The organism is Shewanella sp. 10N.286.52.A9, assembly GCF_041468985.1.
Lineage (GTDB): Bacteria > Pseudomonadota > Gammaproteobacteria > Enterobacterales > Shewanellaceae > Shewanella > Shewanella japonica.
The window spans coordinates 167,153-187,652 of sequence record NZ_JBFRJQ010000001.1; the positions used below are offsets into that span (position 1 = coordinate 167,153).

At 42.1% G+C, this 20,500-nt stretch carries 20 protein-coding genes; 11 read left to right on the plus strand and 9 right to left on the minus strand.

The window, feature by feature from the left end:
- The first annotated feature begins 98 nt into the window (after nucleotides 1–98).
- Nucleotides 99–1,610 carry an ATP-binding cassette domain-containing protein gene (locus AB4128_RS00810; protein WP_372036317.1) on the plus strand — a complete coding sequence of 504 codons (1,512 nt, stop codon included), beginning with the start codon at nucleotides 99–101 and terminating at the stop codon, nucleotides 1,608–1,610.
- A gap of 27 nt (nucleotides 1,611–1,637) precedes the next feature.
- On the opposite strand, the gene AB4128_RS00815 is transcribed toward AB4128_RS00810, so the two are convergent.
- Both AB4128_RS00815 and AB4128_RS00820 read right to left on the minus strand, forming a co-directional pair.
- Nucleotides 1,638–1,958: a hypothetical protein gene (locus AB4128_RS00815; protein ID WP_174567616.1), complete on the minus strand. Its 321-nt coding sequence runs from the start codon at nucleotides 1,956–1,958 to the stop codon at nucleotides 1,638–1,640.
- Nucleotides 1,959–2,026: 68 nt separating this feature from the next.
- Entirely contained in the window at nucleotides 2,027–2,629 is a 603-nt protein-coding gene (locus tag AB4128_RS00820; RefSeq protein WP_372036319.1) for a tRNA-uridine aminocarboxypropyltransferase, read from the minus strand.
- 106 nt (nucleotides 2,630–2,735) lie between these two features.
- Between AB4128_RS00820 and AB4128_RS00825 the strand changes: the two genes are divergently transcribed.
- Nucleotides 2,736–3,758: a putative porin gene (locus tag AB4128_RS00825; protein WP_080914622.1), complete on the plus strand. Its 1,023-nt coding sequence runs from the start codon at nucleotides 2,736–2,738 to the stop codon at nucleotides 3,756–3,758.
- A gap of 65 nt (nucleotides 3,759–3,823) precedes the next feature.
- On the opposite strand, the gene AB4128_RS00830 is transcribed toward AB4128_RS00825, so the two are convergent.
- A complete protein-coding gene (locus AB4128_RS00830) occupies nucleotides 3,824–5,032 on the minus strand; it encodes a multidrug effflux MFS transporter (RefSeq protein WP_055025369.1) in 1,209 nt (402 codons plus the stop codon).
- A 116-nt stretch (nucleotides 5,033–5,148) separates the two neighbouring features.
- Here AB4128_RS00830 and AB4128_RS00835 point away from each other — a divergent pair, with 116 nt between their 5' ends.
- On the plus strand, nucleotides 5,149–6,117 hold the full coding sequence (locus AB4128_RS00835) for a LysR family transcriptional regulator (protein WP_080914620.1): 969 nt from the start codon (nucleotides 5,149–5,151) through the stop codon (nucleotides 6,115–6,117).
- Nucleotides 6,118–6,346: 229 nt separating this feature from the next.
- Complete coding sequence (locus AB4128_RS00840) at nucleotides 6,347–6,694, plus strand: NfeD family protein (RefSeq protein ID WP_192021894.1); 348 nt, start codon at nucleotides 6,347–6,349, stop codon at nucleotides 6,692–6,694.
- Nucleotides 6,695–6,862: 168 nt separating this feature from the next.
- On the opposite strand, the gene AB4128_RS00845 is transcribed toward AB4128_RS00840, so the two are convergent.
- Both AB4128_RS00845 and AB4128_RS00850 read right to left on the minus strand, forming a co-directional pair.
- Nucleotides 6,863–8,266, minus strand: coding sequence for a DUF4145 domain-containing protein (locus AB4128_RS00845; RefSeq protein ID WP_372036321.1), 1,404 nt, complete (start codon nucleotides 8,264–8,266; stop codon nucleotides 6,863–6,865).
- Between the two features lie 31 nt (nucleotides 8,267–8,297).
- Nucleotides 8,298–9,029, minus strand: coding sequence for a hypothetical protein (locus AB4128_RS00850; protein WP_055025373.1), 732 nt, complete (start codon nucleotides 9,027–9,029; stop codon nucleotides 8,298–8,300).
- 195 nt (nucleotides 9,030–9,224) lie between these two features.
- On the opposite strand from AB4128_RS00850, the gene AB4128_RS00855 reads away from it, so the two are divergent.
- Nucleotides 9,225–9,752 carry a DUF2780 domain-containing protein gene (locus tag AB4128_RS00855; RefSeq protein WP_055025374.1) on the plus strand — a complete coding sequence of 176 codons (528 nt, stop codon included), beginning with the start codon at nucleotides 9,225–9,227 and terminating at the stop codon, nucleotides 9,750–9,752.
- 128 nt (nucleotides 9,753–9,880) lie between these two features.
- Nucleotides 9,881–10,330, plus strand: a complete 450-nt coding sequence (locus AB4128_RS00860) for a TerB family tellurite resistance protein (RefSeq protein WP_055025375.1) — start codon at nucleotides 9,881–9,883, stop codon at nucleotides 10,328–10,330.
- A gap of 76 nt (nucleotides 10,331–10,406) precedes the next feature.
- Here AB4128_RS00860 and yjeH read toward each other — a convergent pair whose 3' ends face one another.
- On the minus strand, nucleotides 10,407–11,675 hold the full coding sequence (gene yjeH, locus AB4128_RS00865) for an L-methionine/branched-chain amino acid transporter (RefSeq protein WP_080914619.1): 1,269 nt from the start codon (nucleotides 11,673–11,675) through the stop codon (nucleotides 10,407–10,409).
- A gap of 178 nt (nucleotides 11,676–11,853) precedes the next feature.
- On the opposite strand from yjeH, the gene AB4128_RS00870 reads away from it, so the two are divergent.
- The 5 genes from AB4128_RS00870 to menE all read left to right on the plus strand — a co-directional run bounded on the left by AB4128_RS00870 (nucleotide 11,854) and on the right by menE (nucleotide 17,666).
- Nucleotides 11,854–12,282, plus strand: coding sequence for an Lrp/AsnC family transcriptional regulator (locus AB4128_RS00870; protein ID WP_055025377.1), 429 nt, complete (start codon nucleotides 11,854–11,856; stop codon nucleotides 12,280–12,282).
- Between the two features lie 159 nt (nucleotides 12,283–12,441).
- The gene (gene menD / locus AB4128_RS00875; RefSeq protein WP_372036323.1) at nucleotides 12,442–14,169 is read left to right on the plus strand and encodes a 2-succinyl-5-enolpyruvyl-6-hydroxy-3-cyclohexene-1-carboxylic-acid synthase; all 1,728 of its coding nucleotides are present in this window, start codon (nucleotides 12,442–12,444) and stop codon (nucleotides 14,167–14,169) included.
- Entirely contained in the window at nucleotides 14,169–14,939 is a 771-nt protein-coding gene (gene menH / locus AB4128_RS00880; RefSeq protein WP_372036325.1) for a 2-succinyl-6-hydroxy-2,4-cyclohexadiene-1-carboxylate synthase, read from the plus strand. The genes menD and menH overlap by 1 nt, the downstream gene beginning before the upstream one ends.
- 72 nt (nucleotides 14,940–15,011) lie before the next feature.
- Entirely contained in the window at nucleotides 15,012–16,118 is a 1,107-nt protein-coding gene (menC, locus tag AB4128_RS00885) for an o-succinylbenzoate synthase (protein WP_372036327.1), read from the plus strand.
- 48 nt (nucleotides 16,119–16,166) lie between these two features.
- Complete coding sequence (gene menE, locus AB4128_RS00890; RefSeq protein WP_372036328.1) at nucleotides 16,167–17,666, plus strand: o-succinylbenzoate--CoA ligase; 1,500 nt, start codon at nucleotides 16,167–16,169, stop codon at nucleotides 17,664–17,666.
- A 79-nt stretch (nucleotides 17,667–17,745) separates the two neighbouring features.
- On the opposite strand, the gene rpoH is transcribed toward menE, so the two are convergent.
- The 3 genes from rpoH to ftsE form a co-directional block, all read right to left on the minus strand.
- A complete protein-coding gene (rpoH, locus tag AB4128_RS00895; protein ID WP_055025380.1) occupies nucleotides 17,746–18,609 on the minus strand; it encodes an RNA polymerase sigma factor RpoH in 864 nt (287 codons plus the stop codon).
- Between the two features lie 227 nt (nucleotides 18,610–18,836).
- On the minus strand, nucleotides 18,837–19,802 hold the full coding sequence (ftsX, locus tag AB4128_RS00900) for a permease-like cell division protein FtsX (protein WP_055025381.1): 966 nt from the start codon (nucleotides 19,800–19,802) through the stop codon (nucleotides 18,837–18,839).
- Nucleotides 19,802–20,494 carry a cell division ATP-binding protein FtsE gene (gene ftsE, locus AB4128_RS00905; protein WP_055025382.1) on the minus strand — a complete coding sequence of 231 codons (693 nt, stop codon included), beginning with the start codon at nucleotides 20,492–20,494 and terminating at the stop codon, nucleotides 19,802–19,804. Before ftsE ends, ftsX begins: the two co-directional genes overlap by 1 nt.
- Between the last annotated feature and the right edge of the window lie 6 nt (nucleotides 20,495–20,500).

Consider the following 20,500-nt stretch of genomic DNA (forward strand, 5'->3'; position numbering starts at 1 on the left):
AAATTGTTTCGATTTGTTTACTTAGTGAACTTCTGTACGATTAACCTGTGCGAATCGTTACCCTTTCGCCAGTGGTTGCAACACAAGGACATTAGCTAATGGATATCAAATTTAATCAATTCACTGCATTGAGTCACTCTCTGACACTGGATATTGCCGATTGGCATATTCACAACCAGTCGTGGGGAGTGTTTAGTGCTCATGGTGATATTGGAGCCATACTAGGCGATCTGCTTTGCCAGCAATCCGCTGCATTATTTGATAACAAACTGACTAACCAACCCAAAGATATTGAGGTGTTGTCAGGTGACATGAGTATATCGGCACATCGCATTGCCCAAGTTTCATTAACCGAGCAGCAAAGGTTATTAGCCTTAGAGCTTGAAAGTGACGACACAGATTTTCAAGATATTGTCGACACAGGCACTAAAGTCATCGAACTGATAAAACAAGCACTGCCCGCAGCGGGTAGCAGACAAACCAATAACCCCGAGCCCATTGATGCACTACTGACAAAGCTAGATCTACACTCACTACAAGAGCAAGGGTTTCGAGAATTATCGACAGGGGAAACACGACGAGTCATGCTGGCAATTGCCATCGCCAGTCAGCCAGACTTTTTAGTGCTTGATAATCCATTTTCAGGGTTAGATATTCAACATCGAGATGCTTTATCTGACTATTTAAGCCAATTACCAATCCCGATGTTACTGGTGTTTTCAAGAGAAGAAGATCAACCCAAGTGGATAGATAACATTGCTATTTTCAGCCACGGAAAGTTAGACAGAAAGATGAACAAGCACGATTGGGAGCAGCACCCAGTCATCGCCCAAATAACCTCACAAACTCAGGTACAAAGCGAATTAATGTTGGCGACAATGCAACGACATCGCCACCAGAGTCATTTTAACAATCCGGTTTTTGAACTTAAAAATGGCAAGGTTGCCTATAGCGATAAAACGATTTTTACCGATGTGAATTGGCGAATTGATAACGGCCAACACTGGCAAATTAAAGGCCCAAATGGTTGCGGTAAGAGCACCTTGTTAGGGTTAATATTTGGCGACCACCCTCAATGCTATAGCAATGATATTCATATTTTTGGCAAAAAAAGAGGCACCGGCGAAACCATATGGGAAATTAAACAGCATATTGGCATGGTGTCTTCAGCACTCCACTTACAATATCGGATAAATTGCAGCGCGACAGATGTGATTTTATCAGGTTTTTATGACTCGATAGGCTTATATCAGCAAGCCAGTGCTGACCAGAAAGCTGTCGCAAAAGATTGGCTCATCATGCTGCACATGATTGAGTACGCCAATACACCGATAAAGCAATTAGACTATAGCCAACAACGATTATTACTGATTGCTCGAGCACTCGTTAAGCAGCCTACGTTGCTGATTTTAGATGAGCCTTATCAAGGCTTAGATTACTTGGGAATACGTTTAGTTAAAAAGACCCTTGAGCTGATCGCCAAAGAGAACCTGAGCCAGTTATTGTTTGTATCCCATTATCATGAAGACAGTATCGATAGTATTGACCACTATTTAACATTTGTGGCCAAAGAAAATGGTGAAGGTTACCGAGCAGTGATTAGTGAGTAATCTGCTAACAGCGCTAACTGCTGGAGGCTATTTCTCTTCAATTTTTCGTTCTTTCGCGGCAGCTTCTTTTGCTTCTCGCAGATATTTGTCGGCACGAGATTCACGCTCATTAAATTGTGCTTGAGACTTTTTTATCTGCTCTTTTTCCCACTCACCAGACTCTTGACGAGCTAAGACTTCTTGCTCACGATTTTGGGTATCACTTGCTGCTTTACGAGCTTTTTCTAACTGTTCTTGCTCAGTCTTTTTGGAGTCAATTCGCCCTTGATCCGCTTTTTGAGATAATGTCAGCCTAGGCTTTTCACTTGCGCTCACGTGCCATGAACTGATCGCACTCAAGATTGCCATTACCGTGACAGCAATGAAATATGTGTTACCCAATCGCGTTTGATTCAACATGCGGTATATCTTCCTTGTTATTGTTCTTGATCATAACGAGCACGCACAGCTGGCGGCATGGCATCTAGCTTATGTTGCACCATCGCATCAAAGGCTGCAAACATTGGCGCTATATCCAATGTCGGATTAATGGCTTGCAGCATATATGCTGTCGCTTCAAGCGTCGACAAGCTATCACTTCGTTTCGCTTTACGAATGCGATACTGTGACACGCCTTCAAACTCAATATGCAATGCCGGCAAATCAAGTAACCAAGGATTAAGCTGCAGCATTTTGAAGGCTTTTCGCCAAGTGCCATCAATCAATAAAATAGTACAATCTTCAGGTGAATTTGACTCTGAAGCACGTTGGCTTGTTTCGCTTGGATAGACTAAATATACAGGCTTGCTGGCTTGTTGCAGATACACTTGCAGCTCAGCAAAGTCTTCTGCTGTTTCCCCTACCACAACTTGAGTCTCTGGTAAGGTTAAGCACAATAACTTAACCGTATTTTTAGCATGCTCAACCTCTGAAGGGTGCTGCAGCACAATCACTTCGGTTTTGACCTTCACTGTTTTCACGCTGCTACACACGCACGCCGACTGTGGATAAGCACATTTTTGGCAAAAAGCTCTGCTCATTAAAATTATAGCCTGTTGTAATAAAAGAAATTATATGTAATGTTACTTGAATAACATTTGCTAATTAAGCCTATGTTTAGGATATATTTTAACTCAGGGAAGAATTATGACTATCAATAAAATATCACTTTCGGTGATACTTTACCTTGCAAGCTGCGCCTCTTTTGCAGCAGATACCTCTCCATCAAGTTCAGAAAGTAGCTTTCATCACCAAGCCGAAATTGGGTTTCTTGACACCAGTGAAAGCTCAGACGGTTTAGCAAGCGCTACATATAGTTATTTTTTTCAAGGCGTAGACCAAACCGATGTCCCTCTTGAACTTGCACCGTATTTAAGCCAGTCATCTGTTGTTTCAGCTCGTTACGCTACAACAGATCACCAAGACCTTTATGCACTTAGTGGTGAATATATTTTCGATTCTCGCTTTTTTATTGGCGGTGCTTACTCCCTAGTAACACAAGAGCGTGAATGGTTTGATTCTAGTGATGAAGATACCTATGAAATCAATGCTGGCTACTATTTCAATCCATACGCTAAAGTTACGTTATCATACTTAACTTACTCACACTCCAACACTTATTCAAACTCCAATCACGCTTGGTATGATTCATACAATTCTCAAAGTTCAGAAGATTACGATGCCATAGCCGCCAAATACGAGCATTACTTACCTTTTGAAAAAACGTCTGGTTTAATGCTAACTGCACTAGTGACCTATGCCGAAATTAAGTCGAAGTCTCACAGTGCATACACTACGTATACTGTTAACGGAACTGATGATTTAATTCCACAAATGATTGAGTCAAGTAATAAAGGGAAACATGAGGAGACGACGTTAATTATCGATGCAGACTGGTACATTACAAATGCTTGGTCTGTTGGTGCTAGCTATAAATATCTAAACTATGATAGTAAAAGCACTTTCTCATATTCAAGCCAAAGTCCAGAAGGCTTTATCAGCGACACGAGTGGCTATATTAGTGATGATAGCTTTAATGTTTATACAGTTAATACCAGCTATTTCTGGAAGTTCTCTAAATACATTTCCGCTAGAGCTTCAATAGAGCAGCTTTTTATTGATAGCGATTCAGATACCAGTTTCGGTATCGCGATTAACGCTCGTTTCTAGAACCAAAACAACAATGCCGCTGAATAACCTCCAGCGGCATTGGTATTTAATTCAGACTCTAACCATTAATGCTCTGGCTGTACTTGCTCCATATGCAAATGGCTTAAACTTTTTATCGACATGATTAATAGCAATACTAACGATAAACCACCCATTAAGAAGGCTACGGCATAAGGAGCGCTGATGTCAGTCATCTGAATTAAGCCCGCTAACACAGATGCACCACTCATTTGAATACAGCCTAACATGGCTGCTGCAGTACCCGCTCTTTCACCGAAAGCAGATAAAGCCATTGACGTTGCAGGGCCAAGTAATACTGCAAAACCAATGCATAACAACATCATTGGCAACATGAAGGCAAACCCTGCTGCAAGACCTGTTTCAGGTCCAGCTAACTGCATGACGACTTCAATAACAGCAGCTAACAACATCATTGCGAGTGCAGCAATAACTGCTGGGCGATTGCCAATATGCTTAACCAACACTGGCGCGGCAAAACACGCAGCAATATTTACCGCAGCATTTAAGCCAAATAAGCCACTAAACTCAAGTTCACTTACCCCTAACTCGCCAATCAGCCACATAGGTGAATACGATACGTACGTGACAATAGAAGCCATAGCCACCATACAAGTACTCGCATAAAACATAAAATGCGGATCACTTAGCACTGGCTTATAACGTGCCCAACGATATAAAGGGCCACTGGTATCGGTGTTTTCTGGACGAGTTTCTGGGAATTTAATGAGGACAATTGCGAGCACGATAATGGCGTACAGTGCCATAAAAATAAATGTAGATCGCCAACCAAATTGCAGCGCGAGTAAGCCACCTAGTGTTGGTGCCAAAGCAGGAATAACACAAATAGCGCCATTCAAATAACTGTACATTTTGACGCTTTCTTTGCTGCTATAGCAATCACGTACCGCACTGAATACTACAATTGAGGTTGAACAAGCTGCTAAGCCTTGTAAAACTCGAGCTAATTGTAGCACTTCAAACTCTTGTGCCATTGCGCCAATAAGACTGCTAACGCCATAAAGGACGATACCAAATAATGCGATAGGACGGCGCCCAAAACGATCTGCTAAAGGACCTATCAGAATTTGACCTAGGCCCATCGCAAACAAAAACAGCACTAATGTCGACTGAACTTGGCTACCACTCACACCATACTCTATCGCCATCGTTGGCATAGAAGGCAAGTAGATATCGATGGCCAATGGGCTTAATAGCACCATAAACATCAAGGTGGGTAGCAGGTTACGTCTCATTTGCTCTAGTCTCTTTCTTAATTTCGGGTATTGATTTAGGCGCGCATTTTAGACTACTCATGGTATGAATAGAAATGGTATGATTTCCTAAGTAAATTTCCCTAGAGGAATATCATATGAATATTGATAATCTGGCTAAAATTGATCTCAACCTATTGGTCATTCTTCAAGTCTTACTTGAAGAACAAAGCGTCACGCGCGCCGCCAGCCGCTTGCACTTAAGCCAGTCCGCATTGAGTAAAAGTCTCAATCGCTTACGTTCAACCTTAGATGATCCATTATTTCAGCGAACCGCACACGGACTTAAACCTACCGCGCATGCCATTCAATTAGGCGAGCAATTGCCACAAATATTACAGACATTGCATCAGCTCACCCAACCACCAACTTTTGAGCCTGCAAGCAGTAATCAACATTTTTCATTTTCCATGGTCGAAAGTGCTTACGAAACTTTGCTACCGTATTTTATCGGCACATTGTTACATGATGCCCCTAACGTCAAACTCGACTCGTATGTTTGGACCGAAAAGTCGATGCAAGATTTACAGTTAGGACAAATTGATTTTGGTATTGCAGGTCGTGACACTCACCCTCAAGCCGATTTAAAAATTGAGCAACTACCAGACGGTATCGAGCATCAAACCCTATTTAAAGATAAGCAAGTATGCTTGGTTCGCCAAGATCACCCCATGCTAGCAATAATACAAAGCCCGCAATGGAATTTGGCAAACTACCTCACAATGTCACATGTGCAAGTGCGCTGCGAAGGCAATGATTGGTGGGCGCTAGATTATCACCTAGCAGAACAAAACTTACATCGTCGTATCAGCACCACAGTGCCCGATTTTTATGGCGCTGCCAGTATTTGCGCGTACAGCGATTTAATCTTTACCTTACCATCGAGCTTTGCCCGCCACGCGGTTAAACTCTACCCTTTGGTACAAGTCCCCTTGCCATTTGAATTTATGCCAATGGCTTATGTGTTGTTATGGCATGAACGTAACAGTCAAGCACCTGGACATTTATGGCTACGGAATATTATTTGTGAAAGTGTGGCGAAAGCCGTGAATCAAAGCGATGTTTAATTTTCCTAGATTCAAATAAACGATACTGATTAAAACCAATGACTTAATGCTTGCAGCCCCAAACCCGTAACCTTAGCTAACAAACATTAACCAGGTTTAACGTGACGTTAATAGCTGTTCCATTGCATTATTAATATACAAATTCTACGGCTTCGAGTTTAACCAGCCATTCTAGAGACGTTTCCATCGCCTTTTGATTCGTGTCTAGCCAGTATATTGAGGAATATTAATGAATTTTAACCAGTTTATAAATCAAGCCCAACTGAAACAAAAAGTTGGCACCATGAATCCTATTTTTGCACTACTATCGATTATCGCTATTGGCTTGATGTCGATTGTTTTACTGCCATTTTTAATTGTGTTTGCCGTTGTTAGCTTTATCGGGTTAAACCTACTTGGGCGCAAGTACCTAGCCCCAAAAATGCAGCCAATTTTCGGTCAACAAGCACCAGATGAGGTTTATCGAGGCGATCCGAACATCCAACGTGAACGTTCGGTTTACCAATCAGATATGTTTAAGCAAGCAGGCAATCACAGCCAACGCAGCGGTCGCACCTTCGACCATCAACCTGATTAATACGTTTGTTAGCTTGTCACACATGAGTCATGACTCAACCAAAAACACCGCCATTTGGCGGTGTTTTTGTTTCTTCATTCAAGAAGTTGATAGTTGCGTGTAAAAAATCTCAGATTTTGAAAATTCACTTTACCTGATGACAAATAGAATATGGCTAATAAAACATAACTAAGCCAAGATCCCTTGTGCATGAATCAAAGATTTCAGTTCTTCTTCACTAGGTTTAAGCGCGATCACATTATCAATTTGAATTTGAAGCGATTGCCAAATCGGTTCGATAATCTCAGCTTGTTCATCATTAGCATATTGTTTGGCTAGTTTAAGCAATGACGCCGATTCAACCACATCAATGCGTTTAAATACACCATCAGCAAGCGCGACACTTAGCTCTATCATTGCAGGAACACTGCGGCCATAGTTAATCACATCTCGCAAATATCGCTCTGCTAAACACACATCTGCCCCTAAACCTGAATCATCATTAAGCATATGCTGGGCTCGGGTAAACATGGCGTCTAATTGACCTTGCTCGGCCGCCTCTGCCAACCAATGTTCACTGGCATTTGGATTTGCTTCACAGCCTTCACCATTAAATAACATCAAGGCAAGATGATATTGAGCATGAGGATAACCCGCTTGAGCCGCTTTATTAATCCATTCAAAAGCCTTATCAAGCTGTTGTTGCTGATAATACAAAACGCCTAGGTTTGACATTGCTTCAGTGTTTTCAGCTAATGCAGCTTGCTCTAACCAATTCGCCGCTACCGCTAAATCCACTGCAAAGTTTTCACTACCAACCAAGAAAAAGAAGCCTAATAGAGCTTTCGCCTCTATGACGCCAGCTTCTGCAGCACGTTCAATAGCTATCTCGCCAGCTAAGGCATTTTTTTCACCACTGTAGCCATGCAGTAAAGCAACGCCATGCTCAAATAAGGCTTGTTGATGCTTGTCTGAAGCCAGCTCAAACCAATTAGCCGCTTGCTTAAATGTGCCAGCTGACTCAACTTGATTTTCGGTATCTTGCTCAAGTGATTGCTCTTGCTCTTGTTGCATTAACGCTTTTGATTTAAGCGACATACCCACCAGGTACTGAGCCTGCGGATCGTTGTGCATCACAGCTTGATAGCACAGCTCACGCCCCACATATGAATCAAAGGCTTCAAACTGATACTCAGGCGCTTTTTTTCGGTGTACTTTTGGATACAGCAAGGTAATTAACGACAAGATATTCTTGATGGTTTTCTCAGCCAGTGAGACAAGCTGCTCTTGCGTTAAATGATATTTTTCTGGATGAGCACCACGGTTACCGTCGCTGCGTAATCGATGCAGCGCACGTGTAGTTGGTACATCAATAAAACGCATTCGATTCAATTGCTCGATGCGGTCATATAAGTTAGGGCTATTAAATTTAACGGAATGTTTATCGGCTAATAGCGAGGTGACTTGATGGGTAAAACTACGAACGAACACCAAAGCCTGTGTTGGAATATCTCTAACATAGCTTTTGGCTTTGGTGTAATCGTCTACGATGTCAGCTGAGAAGCCGCCAATAAATTCAATATCATTTAACACTGGCGTGGCTCCTTAGCATGATTACTCGCATTTAGATTTCTGTGGTATCTGATTCACTATCATCTGTCGTACGGTTAACCATATACAATCTAAATAAGGCAACGTTAACGAAAAGTCCTAAAAATGCGAACAAGGTATCAATAATAATGCGTAGTGGGAAACCACCGAATTCTGTTAACTGCAACACGATACCACCTACCATAGAAAGTGGCAGATATAACATTAAAATAAGCATAGTTTTCAATACGATTGGTGATGAAAACTTAAAGCTACTCTTAATGGCTTCAAGCGGTGATACACGTTCTACGATAACCATAAAGTTGACGTATGCAAGGCGAGCAAACAAGTAGAAACTAATACTTAATCCAATAATCCAAAATGGCCCAAACACGGCAAATAACATAACAGGTGCCAAAATGGCTAAACCAGAGAATACCCCTGCGAGTAGTAATGGTGGCACAAAGGTAAAGCTGTTTTTAAGCACTAAACCAGGGGTCACATCATGACCTCGTGAACGAACCTCTAAATACAAGGTTAGCGCGGCAATCAATAATGAAAAAATTAACAGTAACGCCATCATGGCTGCACCATGAATAGCGCCAAACTGTGGGATTTCTACTTCAGCTTGCGCTGCGAGTTCTGTTCCTAACCACACTTGGATCATTACTTGAATTAACAGTAGTGGCACAGTAAGCGAAGCAAGCTGTGCAATATGGTTACGAAAGAAATTATATGCTTCAGTCAAAATTGCAGACAATGACATGGGATTTCCAATAATCTAAATAAGACAAATATGCTGCTAAGGATACCGAAAAAACAGTGTTTTTGCACAATTGATATTGAAGCTTAATAGAAGTTAATCAAATCAATTGTCACATTTTTGTGAATAACGTTAAAATGGTGACAGAATATCGATACCTCACCTTTAATCATTCAACAAAACCACAGGATGGCCATGATGAAATTAAGCCCTGCAGTAAGTCTTCTAATAGCGATGTTTGCCGTAACTTCACCAGCACAGGCAAGTTGGTTAGACAGTGTATTTGGAAGCGATGAAAAGAAAGTAGAACAAGTAGACACTGCGGCTACTCAATCTACTGACTTAGTTGGTAATGTCATGTCACAACTAGGGTTAAGCCAAGAACAAGCTGAAGGCGGGTTAGGCACGCTTTTAAGCCTAGCGCAATCAAACCTAGGCGGTTCTGATTTCAGCCAGCTATCAAACAGTATTCCTGGAGCCGATGCATTACTCGCAGCAGTACCTGAGCTATCTTCAGATTCTGGTATGTCAGGGTTATTATCCCAGGCGGGTGACTTAGGTCAGTCATTTGAAGGTGCAGCTATGGTTTATGATGCATTTGAACAACTTGGTATCAAAAAAGAATACGTAGCGCCTATGGTCGATATCGCTAAATCATATTTAGAGACTAACGGCAGCGAAGGTACAGTCGATTTGCTGATGAAAGGTGTTAATTCATTGCTATAAGCCAAACAGCATTTAGGATTAACATAATTTAATGCCGAGCAATTCGCTCGGCATTATTGTCTCTGTTAAGCTTAATCAATATAGATTTCCCATTAAATGCGCTCATTAGCTGGCGTGTAGGAGGCAAAATGATCGCGAAACTGAAACAGTTTTTACAATCCCATGCTCAAGCAGTGACCCCTGAAGAGCAAGCGCAACAGCTAAAATTAGCCGCAGTGAGTTTACTGCTTGAAGTCATGTATGCAGATGAGACGCTCGATGAGCAAGAAGTCGCCATGCTCCCAAGCATGATTAGTCACAGCTTAAATATCAGTTCAGCTGAAGCAAATGCATTAATTGACGAGGCCAAATTAGTTCAAGGTAACGCAACGTCGTTATTTGAGTTCACCGCCGAAATTAATGCTCAATGCTCAATTGAGCAAAAGCAAAAGCTGCTACTGTGTATGTGGAAGCTGGCATACTCTGATGGCAAATTGTGCCGAAACGAAGATCAAATCATTCGCCGAACTGCTGATTTGCTGTATTTAAAGCATAGTGAAGTCATTCAAATGCGTAATATTGCCATGGAGCAACGCTAACTCGGTTTTTGCATAATTTAGTCACAGAAAAACAGCGCATTAAGCGCTGTTTTTTGTTTTGGTAACCTAGGGAGTACTACGCCAACTGTTTGCGAGCTTGATGCTGTTTCTGCCAATACATAAACGGAGCTATCACCACCAGTAAAATAAATGAATACAGCATATTTTCAGCTAAGGCGATGCCCACGCCAATACAAAATACACTACCACCAATAATCAATGGCAAATAACGTTTGCTGAGCAATTTTACTGCCGATAGCATGGTCAGCAGATAAATAATCACAAACACACCATTACTCCATGCAATAAGATCTTCAAGCTTTTGCTCTGTCACAAAGGTTAAGGTGATGACCAATGCCATGATGGTCAAAATAGTGTTCAACGCACGTAATGGCACGCCATAGCCATTAAGCTGGCTAAAATAACTTGGCAGCACCCCTTCTTTACTGAAACTCCACAATAATCTCGCTGCACTTGCACAATACACATTGACCGTCGCCAAACCACTGGCAATACCTAATACTCCAATCACTTGTGCACCCATGCCTTGCCAAGTGATATCACCTAATAACACATTGAATGCGTGGATCATGGCTAAGCCTTCTTTATCACTTGGCACCATCAACAGCAATAAAGTACAGATAAGGTAAATCACGCCAACGAGGACAGTGCCTATCATCATAGCCGGTAACATATCCTTTTTAGGATCGTTAAAATCATTGGCTAAATGTGTCATGGCTTCGATGCCCAAAAAGCTCCAAAAGCCGATCCCCATAGCTAACATCACTGTAGAAGCTTCTGGTGAAGCCATACTTGCAAAAGATTCCACTTGGCTGACATTGGTGCCACTCGCACCAAATAGCACAGCAACAACAGCGACAATGGCTAGCGTTAACGCAAATTGCAACTTGGCCGAAACTTGAATCCCGCGATAATTAAGCAGTAACAATACCGCCACAATGGTGAGTTCGGCCGCTAATTGCCCCCAGCCAGTAATAGACACAAGTGCATCCATAAACTGGAAAGTCATTAAAATCGCTGCTGGCGCTCCAATAGGTATCACAAACAAGAAAATTAATCCTATTGTGCGCCCTGCTGTGGTGCCATAAGCTTTCTCAATAAAATAGGCAGGCCCTGCGGCATGTGGGAAGCGACTAGCCAATAACCCAAACACCACCGCAACAGGCAAAATGGCGATGGTTAATATAGCCCACGCCAATAATGCACCACTATTTGCCACCGCAATGGTCATTTGCGGCAAAATAAATACCCCTGTACCTAGCAAAGTGGTGGCCATCAACCCGGCACCTTGCCAGCGCCCTATCGTTCCTGTAATTTGATTCATTGGCTTATTCTGTGGTGAAGTTTGAAAGAATTATAAAATTAAAATGATAAACAAACTGCCGTAAATACCCCACAAGATAATGGATTAAACCACCATATTGACGGGTTTAATGCAAAAAACCGACATTATGGCGGCCCACTTATAACGGTTCAGCCTTTTAAAGCGAGTAAGACTTCACATGGACAAATTCGACCAACTCATCATTAATGCACTACGTGCCAATGCCCGCCAAAGTATTTCTCATATCGCTGAGACAGTCAGCTTATCACGTAGTGCTGTAACCGAGCGGATTAAAAAGCTCGAGCAATCAGGGATCATTCGTGGCTATCAAGTGTTATTAAGCGAGTCACAAAAAGAAGGCGTTTCCGCTTATTTTGAAATTCAGCATGAACGGGCAAATTGCGCCGATGTTGTCCATGTCTTCCACGCCATTCCAGAGGTAATCACTTGCCAAGGAATCACCGGAGAAATGGATTTATTGGTGTATGTCAATGCGGCATCCATGAAGCGATTACATGAAATTCGAGAGTATATTGATGCGCAAGCCGATATTGTCAAAATTAAAACTCATGTTGTAATGAGCGAATGGATTAACAATCAAGCGTAACGCACATTTTATAATTAATTTATTGGTTATACTGATGAAAATAGCCAACATTTATTAAGCCAGTGACTCACATTCTGTAAGGTTTGTGGTTAACACTTAGCGTAAACAACCATGTTGAAACCTTAGGTTTCAGCCACTTTTAATTGGGTATTTATTACTATGCAAACACAACCTACGTCTGACATTAACTTACTATGGGGTGCGTTAATCCTAGAAGAGCTAGCTCGGCTTGGCGTAAAACATGTTTGCATGGCTCCAGGCTCACGCTCAACGCCTTTAACCCTAGCTGCGGCGGCGCAACATAAACTTGAGCGCCATATGCATTTTGATGAACGAGGACTTGGTTTTATGGCGCTAGGCCTTGCCAAATCCAGCAATAGTCCAGTTGCAATAGTGACTACATCAGGCACAGCTGTTGCTAATTTATACCCTGCCATCGTTGAAGCATGGTTAACTCAAGTTCCATTAATTGTATTAAGTGGAGACAGGCCACCTGAGCTTATTGGCTGCGGTGCCAATCAAGCCATTATCCAACCTGCTATTTTTGCTGATTATGCCAAGCAAGTGAATTTGCCAACGCCAGATCTCGCTATCAGTCCAAACACACTCTTAACAACAATTGACGAAACCGTGGCTAACCTTCAACAACCTGTGCATTTTAATTGCATGTATCGTGAGCCACTTTACCCAAGCGAGTTGGAGAGTTTACCAGCACTGATAGCATCATCAGCATCTTATACTCAACCGATCTCAGAATGGGCAAATCACAGCCACCCTTATACCGACTATGGCCAGGTTTCCTGTAATAACCTGCCCTCAGAAGACACCATGATGCGTTTTGTCCATGGCAAAGGCATCATTGTAGTGGGTACGCTTTCACCTCATGATAATCCATCACTCATCATCGAATTATCACAAAAGTTAGGCTGGCCAGTCGTCACAGATGCGCAGTCACAATTACGACAACACCCAAGTGTTATCGGCCATATTGATCAATTGATGCTACACCCCAAAGCAACCAAATTTGTAGAGCAAGCAGATAGATTATTGGTATTTGGCGGCCGATTTATCTCAAAAAGGCTTATTAGCTTTATTGCACAACATCAATGGCACAGTTATTGGCAAGTACTTCCTAATCAGCAACGACTCGATCCTAACCATCAATCTAAACGTATTTGGCAAGCCAGTGTTTCAGCCATATGTAACGCGCCTTGGCCCCGTTCATCTTCAGCAAATTGGGCTTTACCTTTAATTGAAATGAACCAGCAACTAGAGGCGCTGTTCACACAGCACATAGATCAAAGTAGTTTTGGTGAGCCGCAAGTTGTACGTCAACTTGCTAAAGCGCAGACCTCAAACCACCAGTGGTTTATTGGAAATAGTTTACCGGTGCGCTTATACGACATGTTTTCTCCTATAACGTGTGAAACACCGCATATTTATACCAATCGTGGTGCATCTGGTATTGATGGATTAATTGCAACATCCTGCGGTATGGCCCTTGCCACGCAACAACCTAGTACTTTGTTAATTGGTGATATATCCAGTTTACATGACCTTAATTCGCTGGCTATCTGCAAACAAATCACAAACCCTTTTGTGATCGTGGTGCTCAACAATGATGGCGGCAATATTTTTAATTTATTACCTGTGCCAAATGAAGCGGTCAGAGATGAATTCTACCGTTTAAGTCACGGGCTGGAGTTTGGTTATGCCGCTGCCATGTTTGGCTTGCCTTATAACCAAGTAGATTGTTTATCTAGCTTTAATGAGGCTTATACTGATGCGATGGCTTATGCAGGGACTTCTGTAATTGAAGTCAATGTTGGCCCCAATCAGGCAAGCGATCAAATAAAGCTCATTGCACAATGGGTGAAACAACACTAATGCCAACCATTAAACGTTACGGTGACACAGCATTACCAGCACTGGTTTTATTACATGGTTTTTTAGGTTCAAAAGAAGATTGGCAAGCCAGTTTGCCCATTTTAAGCCAGTACTTTCATTGTATCTGTATCGATTTACCAGGCCATGGTGAAAACGATCAAATATTACCTTCTCCTGGTTTTGAAGTATTAGCTCAAACCATTGTCGATAAAGTGATCAAGCTAGGTTACCCGCAGTTTCATTTACTGGGTTACTCTCTTGGTGGGCGCGTTGCTTTGCACATTGCGAAGTTCCACCCACAAGCATTGTTAAGTTTAATGCTAGAATCCGCCCATTTAGGCTTATGTTCCACTCGAGATAAACAAGCTCGTTTGAAACATGACCAAAAGTGGGCAGATAAACTCGATAATATGCCGATAACTGACTTTTTAGCCCAATGGTATCAGCAGCCTGTATTTGCAGATCTACAAGACAGCGCGCGTGAGCAGCTGATTAGTATACGCAGTAAAAATGATCCGCAAGCGCTACTCCATTGCTTTAGAAGCACTTCATTGAGTTTACAAGATAATGGCCAAAAAGTGTTGAAACAATTACACTGCCCAAGATACATGTTGGTGGGTGAGCAAGACAGCAAGTTTTCTAAGCTGGCGCTTAAGTGGCAAGAAAAAATCGATATGTCGGTGATCAGTATTCCGAATTCTGGCCACAATACCCATAAAGCCCAACCACAGATGTTTGCCGCAAGGATAGTACAACTTTTATATCCTTAGCTAACCTTTAACGGTAAATGAAATTTAGCCACCTTAACCGAGGTGGCCATCGCTTTATAGGATATTTGCTTTATGCACTTTGATGCCCCACAACCTTTAAGCCATTCATGCTCTACTCAAATTGGCGAAACGACTGACAATGTGGCGCAAGCAAGCATCCGAGAACTGAGCATACATCAATATAAAATTGACCTTGAACCGGCTCTGCCCGTCGCCAGTCAGCGAATTAATCAACGTTTAGGGCTAATCATCAGTGCCACATTTGATAACTGCGCCCCAGAGTTTGTTGAAATAGCCCCTTTGTCAGGTGTTGATATTCAAGGTGAACCGCTAACTGGGTTTAGTCCTGAATCATTATCACAGGTCATTGAATACCTTGAACAACAGTTACCTTCTTTGATAGGGCAACCTATCAAGGCACTGAATGAACTTGCCAATCAAGCGCCCTTTGCATCTATAGGTTTAGGGTTAAGTTTGCTCGGGTTTAAATCGTCATCACAATTTCAATATGCCCATGTTGATGAACGTAAAGTTGGCCTATTTTATTATAAAGACGACACCAGTATTGAGACCTTAACGCAGCAAGTTAATGCGTTACCTATAGGGACTTATTCCATTAAAGTTAAAGTTGCTCAGGCAAGTATCGAGCAAGAAATTGCATTTATTCATCAAATTTTAGCTATTAATCCAAAACTGAAATTACGCCTTGATGCCAATCAAGGTTTTAGCGTTGAGCAAGCTATTGAGTTCTTAGCTTGCCTACCTAAACAAGCTATAGAGTACATCGAAGAGCCTTGTAAAACGCCCGAGCAAAGCCAACTTGTATACCAAAGCCTACATATCCCCTTTGCACTTGATGAAACCTTAAATGATGGTCATTACCAGTTTGAAATGCTTGAAGGACTAGCAGCCTTGATAATCAAACCTATGGTACTCGGTAATATTGATAAATTAGTTCAGCTGATTAACCTTGCTACTAGCCATGGCGTGCGGTGTATTTTAAGTTCAAGTTTAGAGGCCAATCTTGGGATTGGGGATCTTGCGAAACTTGCTGCAGTGTTAACACCAGACGAAATTCCTGGGCTTGACACACTTGCCAGTTTTACTCAGCCATTAATGAACTCAGACAATCAACTTAACCTTGAGGTATGTCAACTGCTTCAACACTACCAAGGTTAATTCTGGTCGCTATTGAGCAAAAGTAGGCAGCATAAAATAGGTATGAAGATGATTTCTCCATTGCATCAAACAGCCCTTAATCAACCGAATGTTATCGCCATCAAGCAAGCATCAAGTTCAGTGGGTTCGTTAACCTATCAGCAACTCAGTGCCATGGTTTGCCACCTAGTTAAGACGTTGCAAACTCAGGGTATTAAACAACATAGCCGACTCGCTTGTGTCAGCAAAAATAATCTCGAAATGGTTTGCTTATATTGGGCTTGTGTTGACTTGGGTGCCGTGTTGTTACCCATTTCCCCACGCTTTCCTGCACAGCAAATTAACCAATTATGTCAACGCTTTAACATTGATGCGATATGGCTTGAACCTTCATTTATGGATGAATCAAGCATTAAGCACAATAACAAAGCGGACAATAATCGCGTCGTAAACAAGCAGCAACTTACCATCTCGCTATCTAACGCTGCTTTAGGTGGCGCGATACCTAAAATAAATCCCCAGCAACCGTTAAATATCATTTTGACCTCAGGCTCTAGCGGTGCGCCAAAAGCCGTTGTACATTGCTTGGAAAACCACATTGCTAGTGCAGTAGGTTCTGCTAACAACATCGCGTTAGCACAGGGTGATAGCTGGTTATTATCCTTGCCGCTATTTCATATTGGTGGCTTAGCCATCATTAATCGATGCGCTCTTGCTGGTGCAGCAGTGGTGTTAAATGATAGCCAAGCTTTGTGGCAACAGATCATTGAAAGCAAAGTGACTCACGTTTCGCTGGTTGCGGCGCAATTAAGTAAGCTACTTGCACAACATCCCCACGCATTAGATAGTGTCAAAGCCTTATTATTAGGTGGTGGCGCTATAGAACCTCATTTAGTCTCAGCGCTTGCTGACAAACAAGTTAATGCTTATTGCAGTTACGGTATGTCTGAGATGAGTTCGCAAATCACCACGGCAGCTATCAATCCACAGGGGCATCTCGGCCAAGTATTATTGCATCGCCAACTTAACATCGTCGATAACACCATTTGGGTTAAAGGCGACTGCCTATTCTTGGGTTATTTGGCTGACTCAGATAAAAATGAGTCTTCACACGCAGCAATCACCCAAGCATCACTAACATTGCCACTGGATTCACAAGGTTGGTTCAATACTCAAGACCGAGCAAAGCAGGACGAAAAAGGCAATTTATACTTGCTTGGACGCACTGATAATATGTTTATCTGTGGCGGCGAAAATATTCACCCAGAGGAGATTGAAGCTGCGCTAAAGTCGCACCCTCTAGTTAATGATGCAGTGGTATTTGCTCAAGCTGACCCACAGTTTAGCTTATTACCCGCTGCCATTATCCAGCTAACAGATAAACACTCGTCCCTTACAGCAAAGGTAATCGAATCGTTACAGCAACATGTCCTGGCGAAAGTGGCACGCTTTAAACGTCCTCGCCAGTATTATTCATGGCCTGAAAATGTCATCACTACAAGCCTTAAAGTTCCTCGAAAAGCGATCATTGCTGCGGTTAAAGCCAACTTGAATGAAGTAAACAACTAAAGACATACTCAGTCTTTTCAAGGCATAAAAAAACCTGCCGGAGCAGGTTTTAATCATCTTGGTAGCATCACTAATTAACTTAGATTTCCATACAAGATTTCAATTTGTTCATTGCATTCTTTTCAAGCTGTCTGATACGTTCAGCCGATACTTGATAAGTGGCTGCAAGTTCTTGCAATGTGGTTTTATCGTCATCTAACCAGCGAGAACGCAAAATATGCTGGCTTCGCTCATCAAGGGTTTTAATCGCTGAGAATAAACGAGCTTGTGAATCCGATTCCCAGTTTTCATTTTCAACTTCTAATGCCACATCAGAAGAGTGATCTTCTAGGTAATGAACAGGAGCAAAATCAGCGCTGCTGTCGTCGTCATTGTCGTTGGTTAAGTCAAATGCAGGATCTTGCGCCGCCATTCGCGACTCCATTTCGGTAACGTCTTTTTTAGACACACCAAGATTCTCTGCAACCATGCCAACTTCTTCATCACTAAACCAGCCTAAACGCTTTTTAGTTTTACGAATATTGAAGAACAATTTACGTTGCGCTTTAGTGGTTGCAACTTTCACGATACGCCAGTTTTTAAGCACGTACTCATGAATTTCCGCTTTAATCCAATGCACAGCAAAAGACACCAAACGCACACCAACATCAGGATCAAAGCGTTTTACTGCTTTCATCAAACCAATGTTGCCTTCTTGGATAAGGTCCGCTTGCGGCAAACCATATCCAGAATAACCTTTCGCCACATGCACAACAAAGCGCAAGTGAGACATAATTAATTTCTTCGCAGCTTGTAGATCACCAGTTTCTTGCAAACGTTTAGCTAACTCATGCTCTTCCTCTGCCCCAAGCATCTCGATGCCTGTGACTGATTGCATGTATGCTTCTAAGCTGCTACTTCCTCTAGGGACAGTGAGTGACATAGATTGCGATTGAAAGGCCATTAAAGCTCCTACTAGTTACTGCGTTTTGAACACTTTTTTTACTTAAAAGATTTTAAGTAAGTGGTGAACTATCTATTATAAGACAAGATATGTCAACAGTGGTTCAACACCGAAATGCACATAAAATATGCGCTAAATGATAGTCGTCTGAAACATAAGAAAATGCAAGTGAACAAATGTTCATTTTTTCGATAGTCTTAATCTAGCATGCCTATACGACAGAATTATTAAGACGGTTCAATTGCACGAAGATGTTGCCTAACAGACAAATATGAACCCAACCACCCCAAGAACGAAGCTAGCAGTACTAGCTTAACTAACTCAGCCACACTCAAAGATTGGATCTGCAACTGACTACCATACAAACCCAATAGCTCAGCAAGTGCAGAATCGAGGTACCAAACCAGTAAATTGATAATAATCCACGCCAAAACGCCACCGATTACACCATACCAAATACCTGTATAAAGGAAGGGACGCTGGATAAACGCTTCTGTCGCACCGACAAGTTTCATCACTTCAATTTCAGTGCGGCGATTCATAATAGCCAGGCGAATCGTATTACCAATAACCAATACCACAGCCAAAACCAATAAGGCCGCTATGGCTAAAACAGTACGCTCTATTAATCTAACCATGGCTTGCAAACGCTCTAGCCATTCAATATCTAAGCGGCCAAAGCTCACTTCAGGCTCTTGCTCAAGCTTAGCCAGCAACTGCCTTGCCCCTTCTGGGCTAGAATGGCGCGCTAAAGGTGTGACCACCACCACGGCAGGTAACGGGTTTGAATCTAAATAAGATAATGCTTCGCCAAAACCAGATAAACGTTGAAACTCTTCTAGTGCTTGGTCTCGGTTAATATAATCAACCACATCCACTTCGGCATACACTTTTATACGGGAAATTAGGCTTTGAATGGACTGCTCACTTCGGCCTTCATTAATAAATAATGAAATTTCTGCAGCGTTATTCCACGATTGGGTAATATTCTCTGCATTTTTTACTAAGACTTGCAGCGCCGCAGGTAAGCTTAAACTGACCCCTAATACTGCCATGGTCATCACTGACGAAATAGGGTTTCGCCACAACTCACCAATACTCGCCATCGCTTGTTGAATATGACGAACGAAAAACATCACTAATCGACCAGTAAACGGTAGTTTGCTTGCGGTAATGCTCACCTTATTTGTCATTACGCCTGTCCCTGAGTATCTGTCGTGTAAATCTCATCACCACCTAGCATCTTGCCTTGGCGTAGGGTTAAGGTGCGATATTTCATCCGAGCAATTAAGCCCAAGTCATGGGTTGCGATAAGCACACTTGTTCCCGCATCATGAAAGGTCTCAAATAACCGCAAAATATCCATCGATAACTTAGGATCTAAGTTACCCGTTGGTTCATCGGCAAGTAATAAAGGCGGTTTATTAACAATCGCTCGGGCAATACCAACACGTTGTTGCTCACCGCCTGATAACATGACCGGTAGATGGCGCTCTTTACCGTATAAACCAACCATATCTAAAGCACCAGCAACTCGCTTTCGAATTTCACCATGGGAAAAGCCTTCAATAACAAGAGGCAAAGCCACGTTATCAAATACGCTTTTATCCATTAATAGGTGATGGTTTTGAAATATCATACCGATATTACGGCGAAGATATGGCACATGTTTTTTGCCTAACTTAGCAATATCATGGCCATTAATTGAGACTTTACCTGCACTAGCACGTTCGATCACAGTGATCAATTTGAGCAAGGTACTTTTACCAGCGCCAGAATGTCCGGTTAAAAACGCCATTTCACCTTGATGCAGGCGAAAATTGACTTCTGACAAGGCTTTTTGGCCACCTGGATAAATTTTACTGACTTGCTCAAAATGGATCATATATGA

Bases quoted from the DNA above. Each gene is read 5' to 3' on its own strand.
- rpoH (WP_055025380.1), bottom strand. From the start codon at position 18,609: ATGGCCTTTCAATCGCAATCTATGTCACTCACTGTCCCTAGAGGAAGT.
- menC (WP_372036327.1), top strand. From the start codon at position 15,012: ATGCACTTTGATGCCCCACAACCTTTAAGCCATTCATGCTCTACTCAA.
- AB4128_RS00855 (WP_055025374.1), top strand. From the start codon at position 9,225: ATGAAATTAAGCCCTGCAGTAAGTCTTCTAATAGCGATGTTTGCCGTA.
- AB4128_RS00825 (WP_080914622.1), top strand. From the start codon at position 2,736: ATGACTATCAATAAAATATCACTTTCGGTGATACTTTACCTTGCAAGC.
- yjeH (WP_080914619.1), bottom strand. From the start codon at position 11,675: ATGAATCAAATTACAGGAACGATAGGGCGCTGGCAAGGTGCCGGGTTG.
- menH (WP_372036325.1), top strand. From the start codon at position 14,169: ATGCCAACCATTAAACGTTACGGTGACACAGCATTACCAGCACTGGTT.
- AB4128_RS00870 (WP_055025377.1), top strand. From the start codon at position 11,854: ATGGACAAATTCGACCAACTCATCATTAATGCACTACGTGCCAATGCC.
- ftsE (WP_055025382.1), bottom strand. From the start codon at position 20,494: ATGATCCATTTTGAGCAAGTCAGTAAAATTTATCCAGGTGGCCAAAAA.
- AB4128_RS00820 (WP_372036319.1), bottom strand. From the start codon at position 2,629: ATGAGCAGAGCTTTTTGCCAAAAATGTGCTTATCCACAGTCGGCGTGC.
- AB4128_RS00860 (WP_055025375.1), top strand. From the start codon at position 9,881: ATGATCGCGAAACTGAAACAGTTTTTACAATCCCATGCTCAAGCAGTG.
- AB4128_RS00835 (WP_080914620.1), top strand. From the start codon at position 5,149: ATGAATATTGATAATCTGGCTAAAATTGATCTCAACCTATTGGTCATT.
- menE (WP_372036328.1), top strand. From the start codon at position 16,167: ATGATTTCTCCATTGCATCAAACAGCCCTTAATCAACCGAATGTTATC.
- ftsX (WP_055025381.1), bottom strand. From the start codon at position 19,802: ATGACAAATAAGGTGAGCATTACCGCAAGCAAACTACCGTTTACTGGT.
- menD (WP_372036323.1), top strand. From the start codon at position 12,442: ATGCAAACACAACCTACGTCTGACATTAACTTACTATGGGGTGCGTTA.
- AB4128_RS00840 (WP_192021894.1), top strand. From the start codon at position 6,347: ATGAATTTTAACCAGTTTATAAATCAAGCCCAACTGAAACAAAAAGTT.
- AB4128_RS00850 (WP_055025373.1), bottom strand. From the start codon at position 9,029: ATGTCATTGTCTGCAATTTTGACTGAAGCATATAATTTCTTTCGTAAC.
- AB4128_RS00815 (WP_174567616.1), bottom strand. From the start codon at position 1,958: ATGGCAATCTTGAGTGCGATCAGTTCATGGCACGTGAGCGCAAGTGAA.
- AB4128_RS00810 (WP_372036317.1), top strand. From the start codon at position 99: ATGGATATCAAATTTAATCAATTCACTGCATTGAGTCACTCTCTGACA.
- AB4128_RS00830 (WP_055025369.1), bottom strand. From the start codon at position 5,032: ATGAGACGTAACCTGCTACCCACCTTGATGTTTATGGTGCTATTAAGC.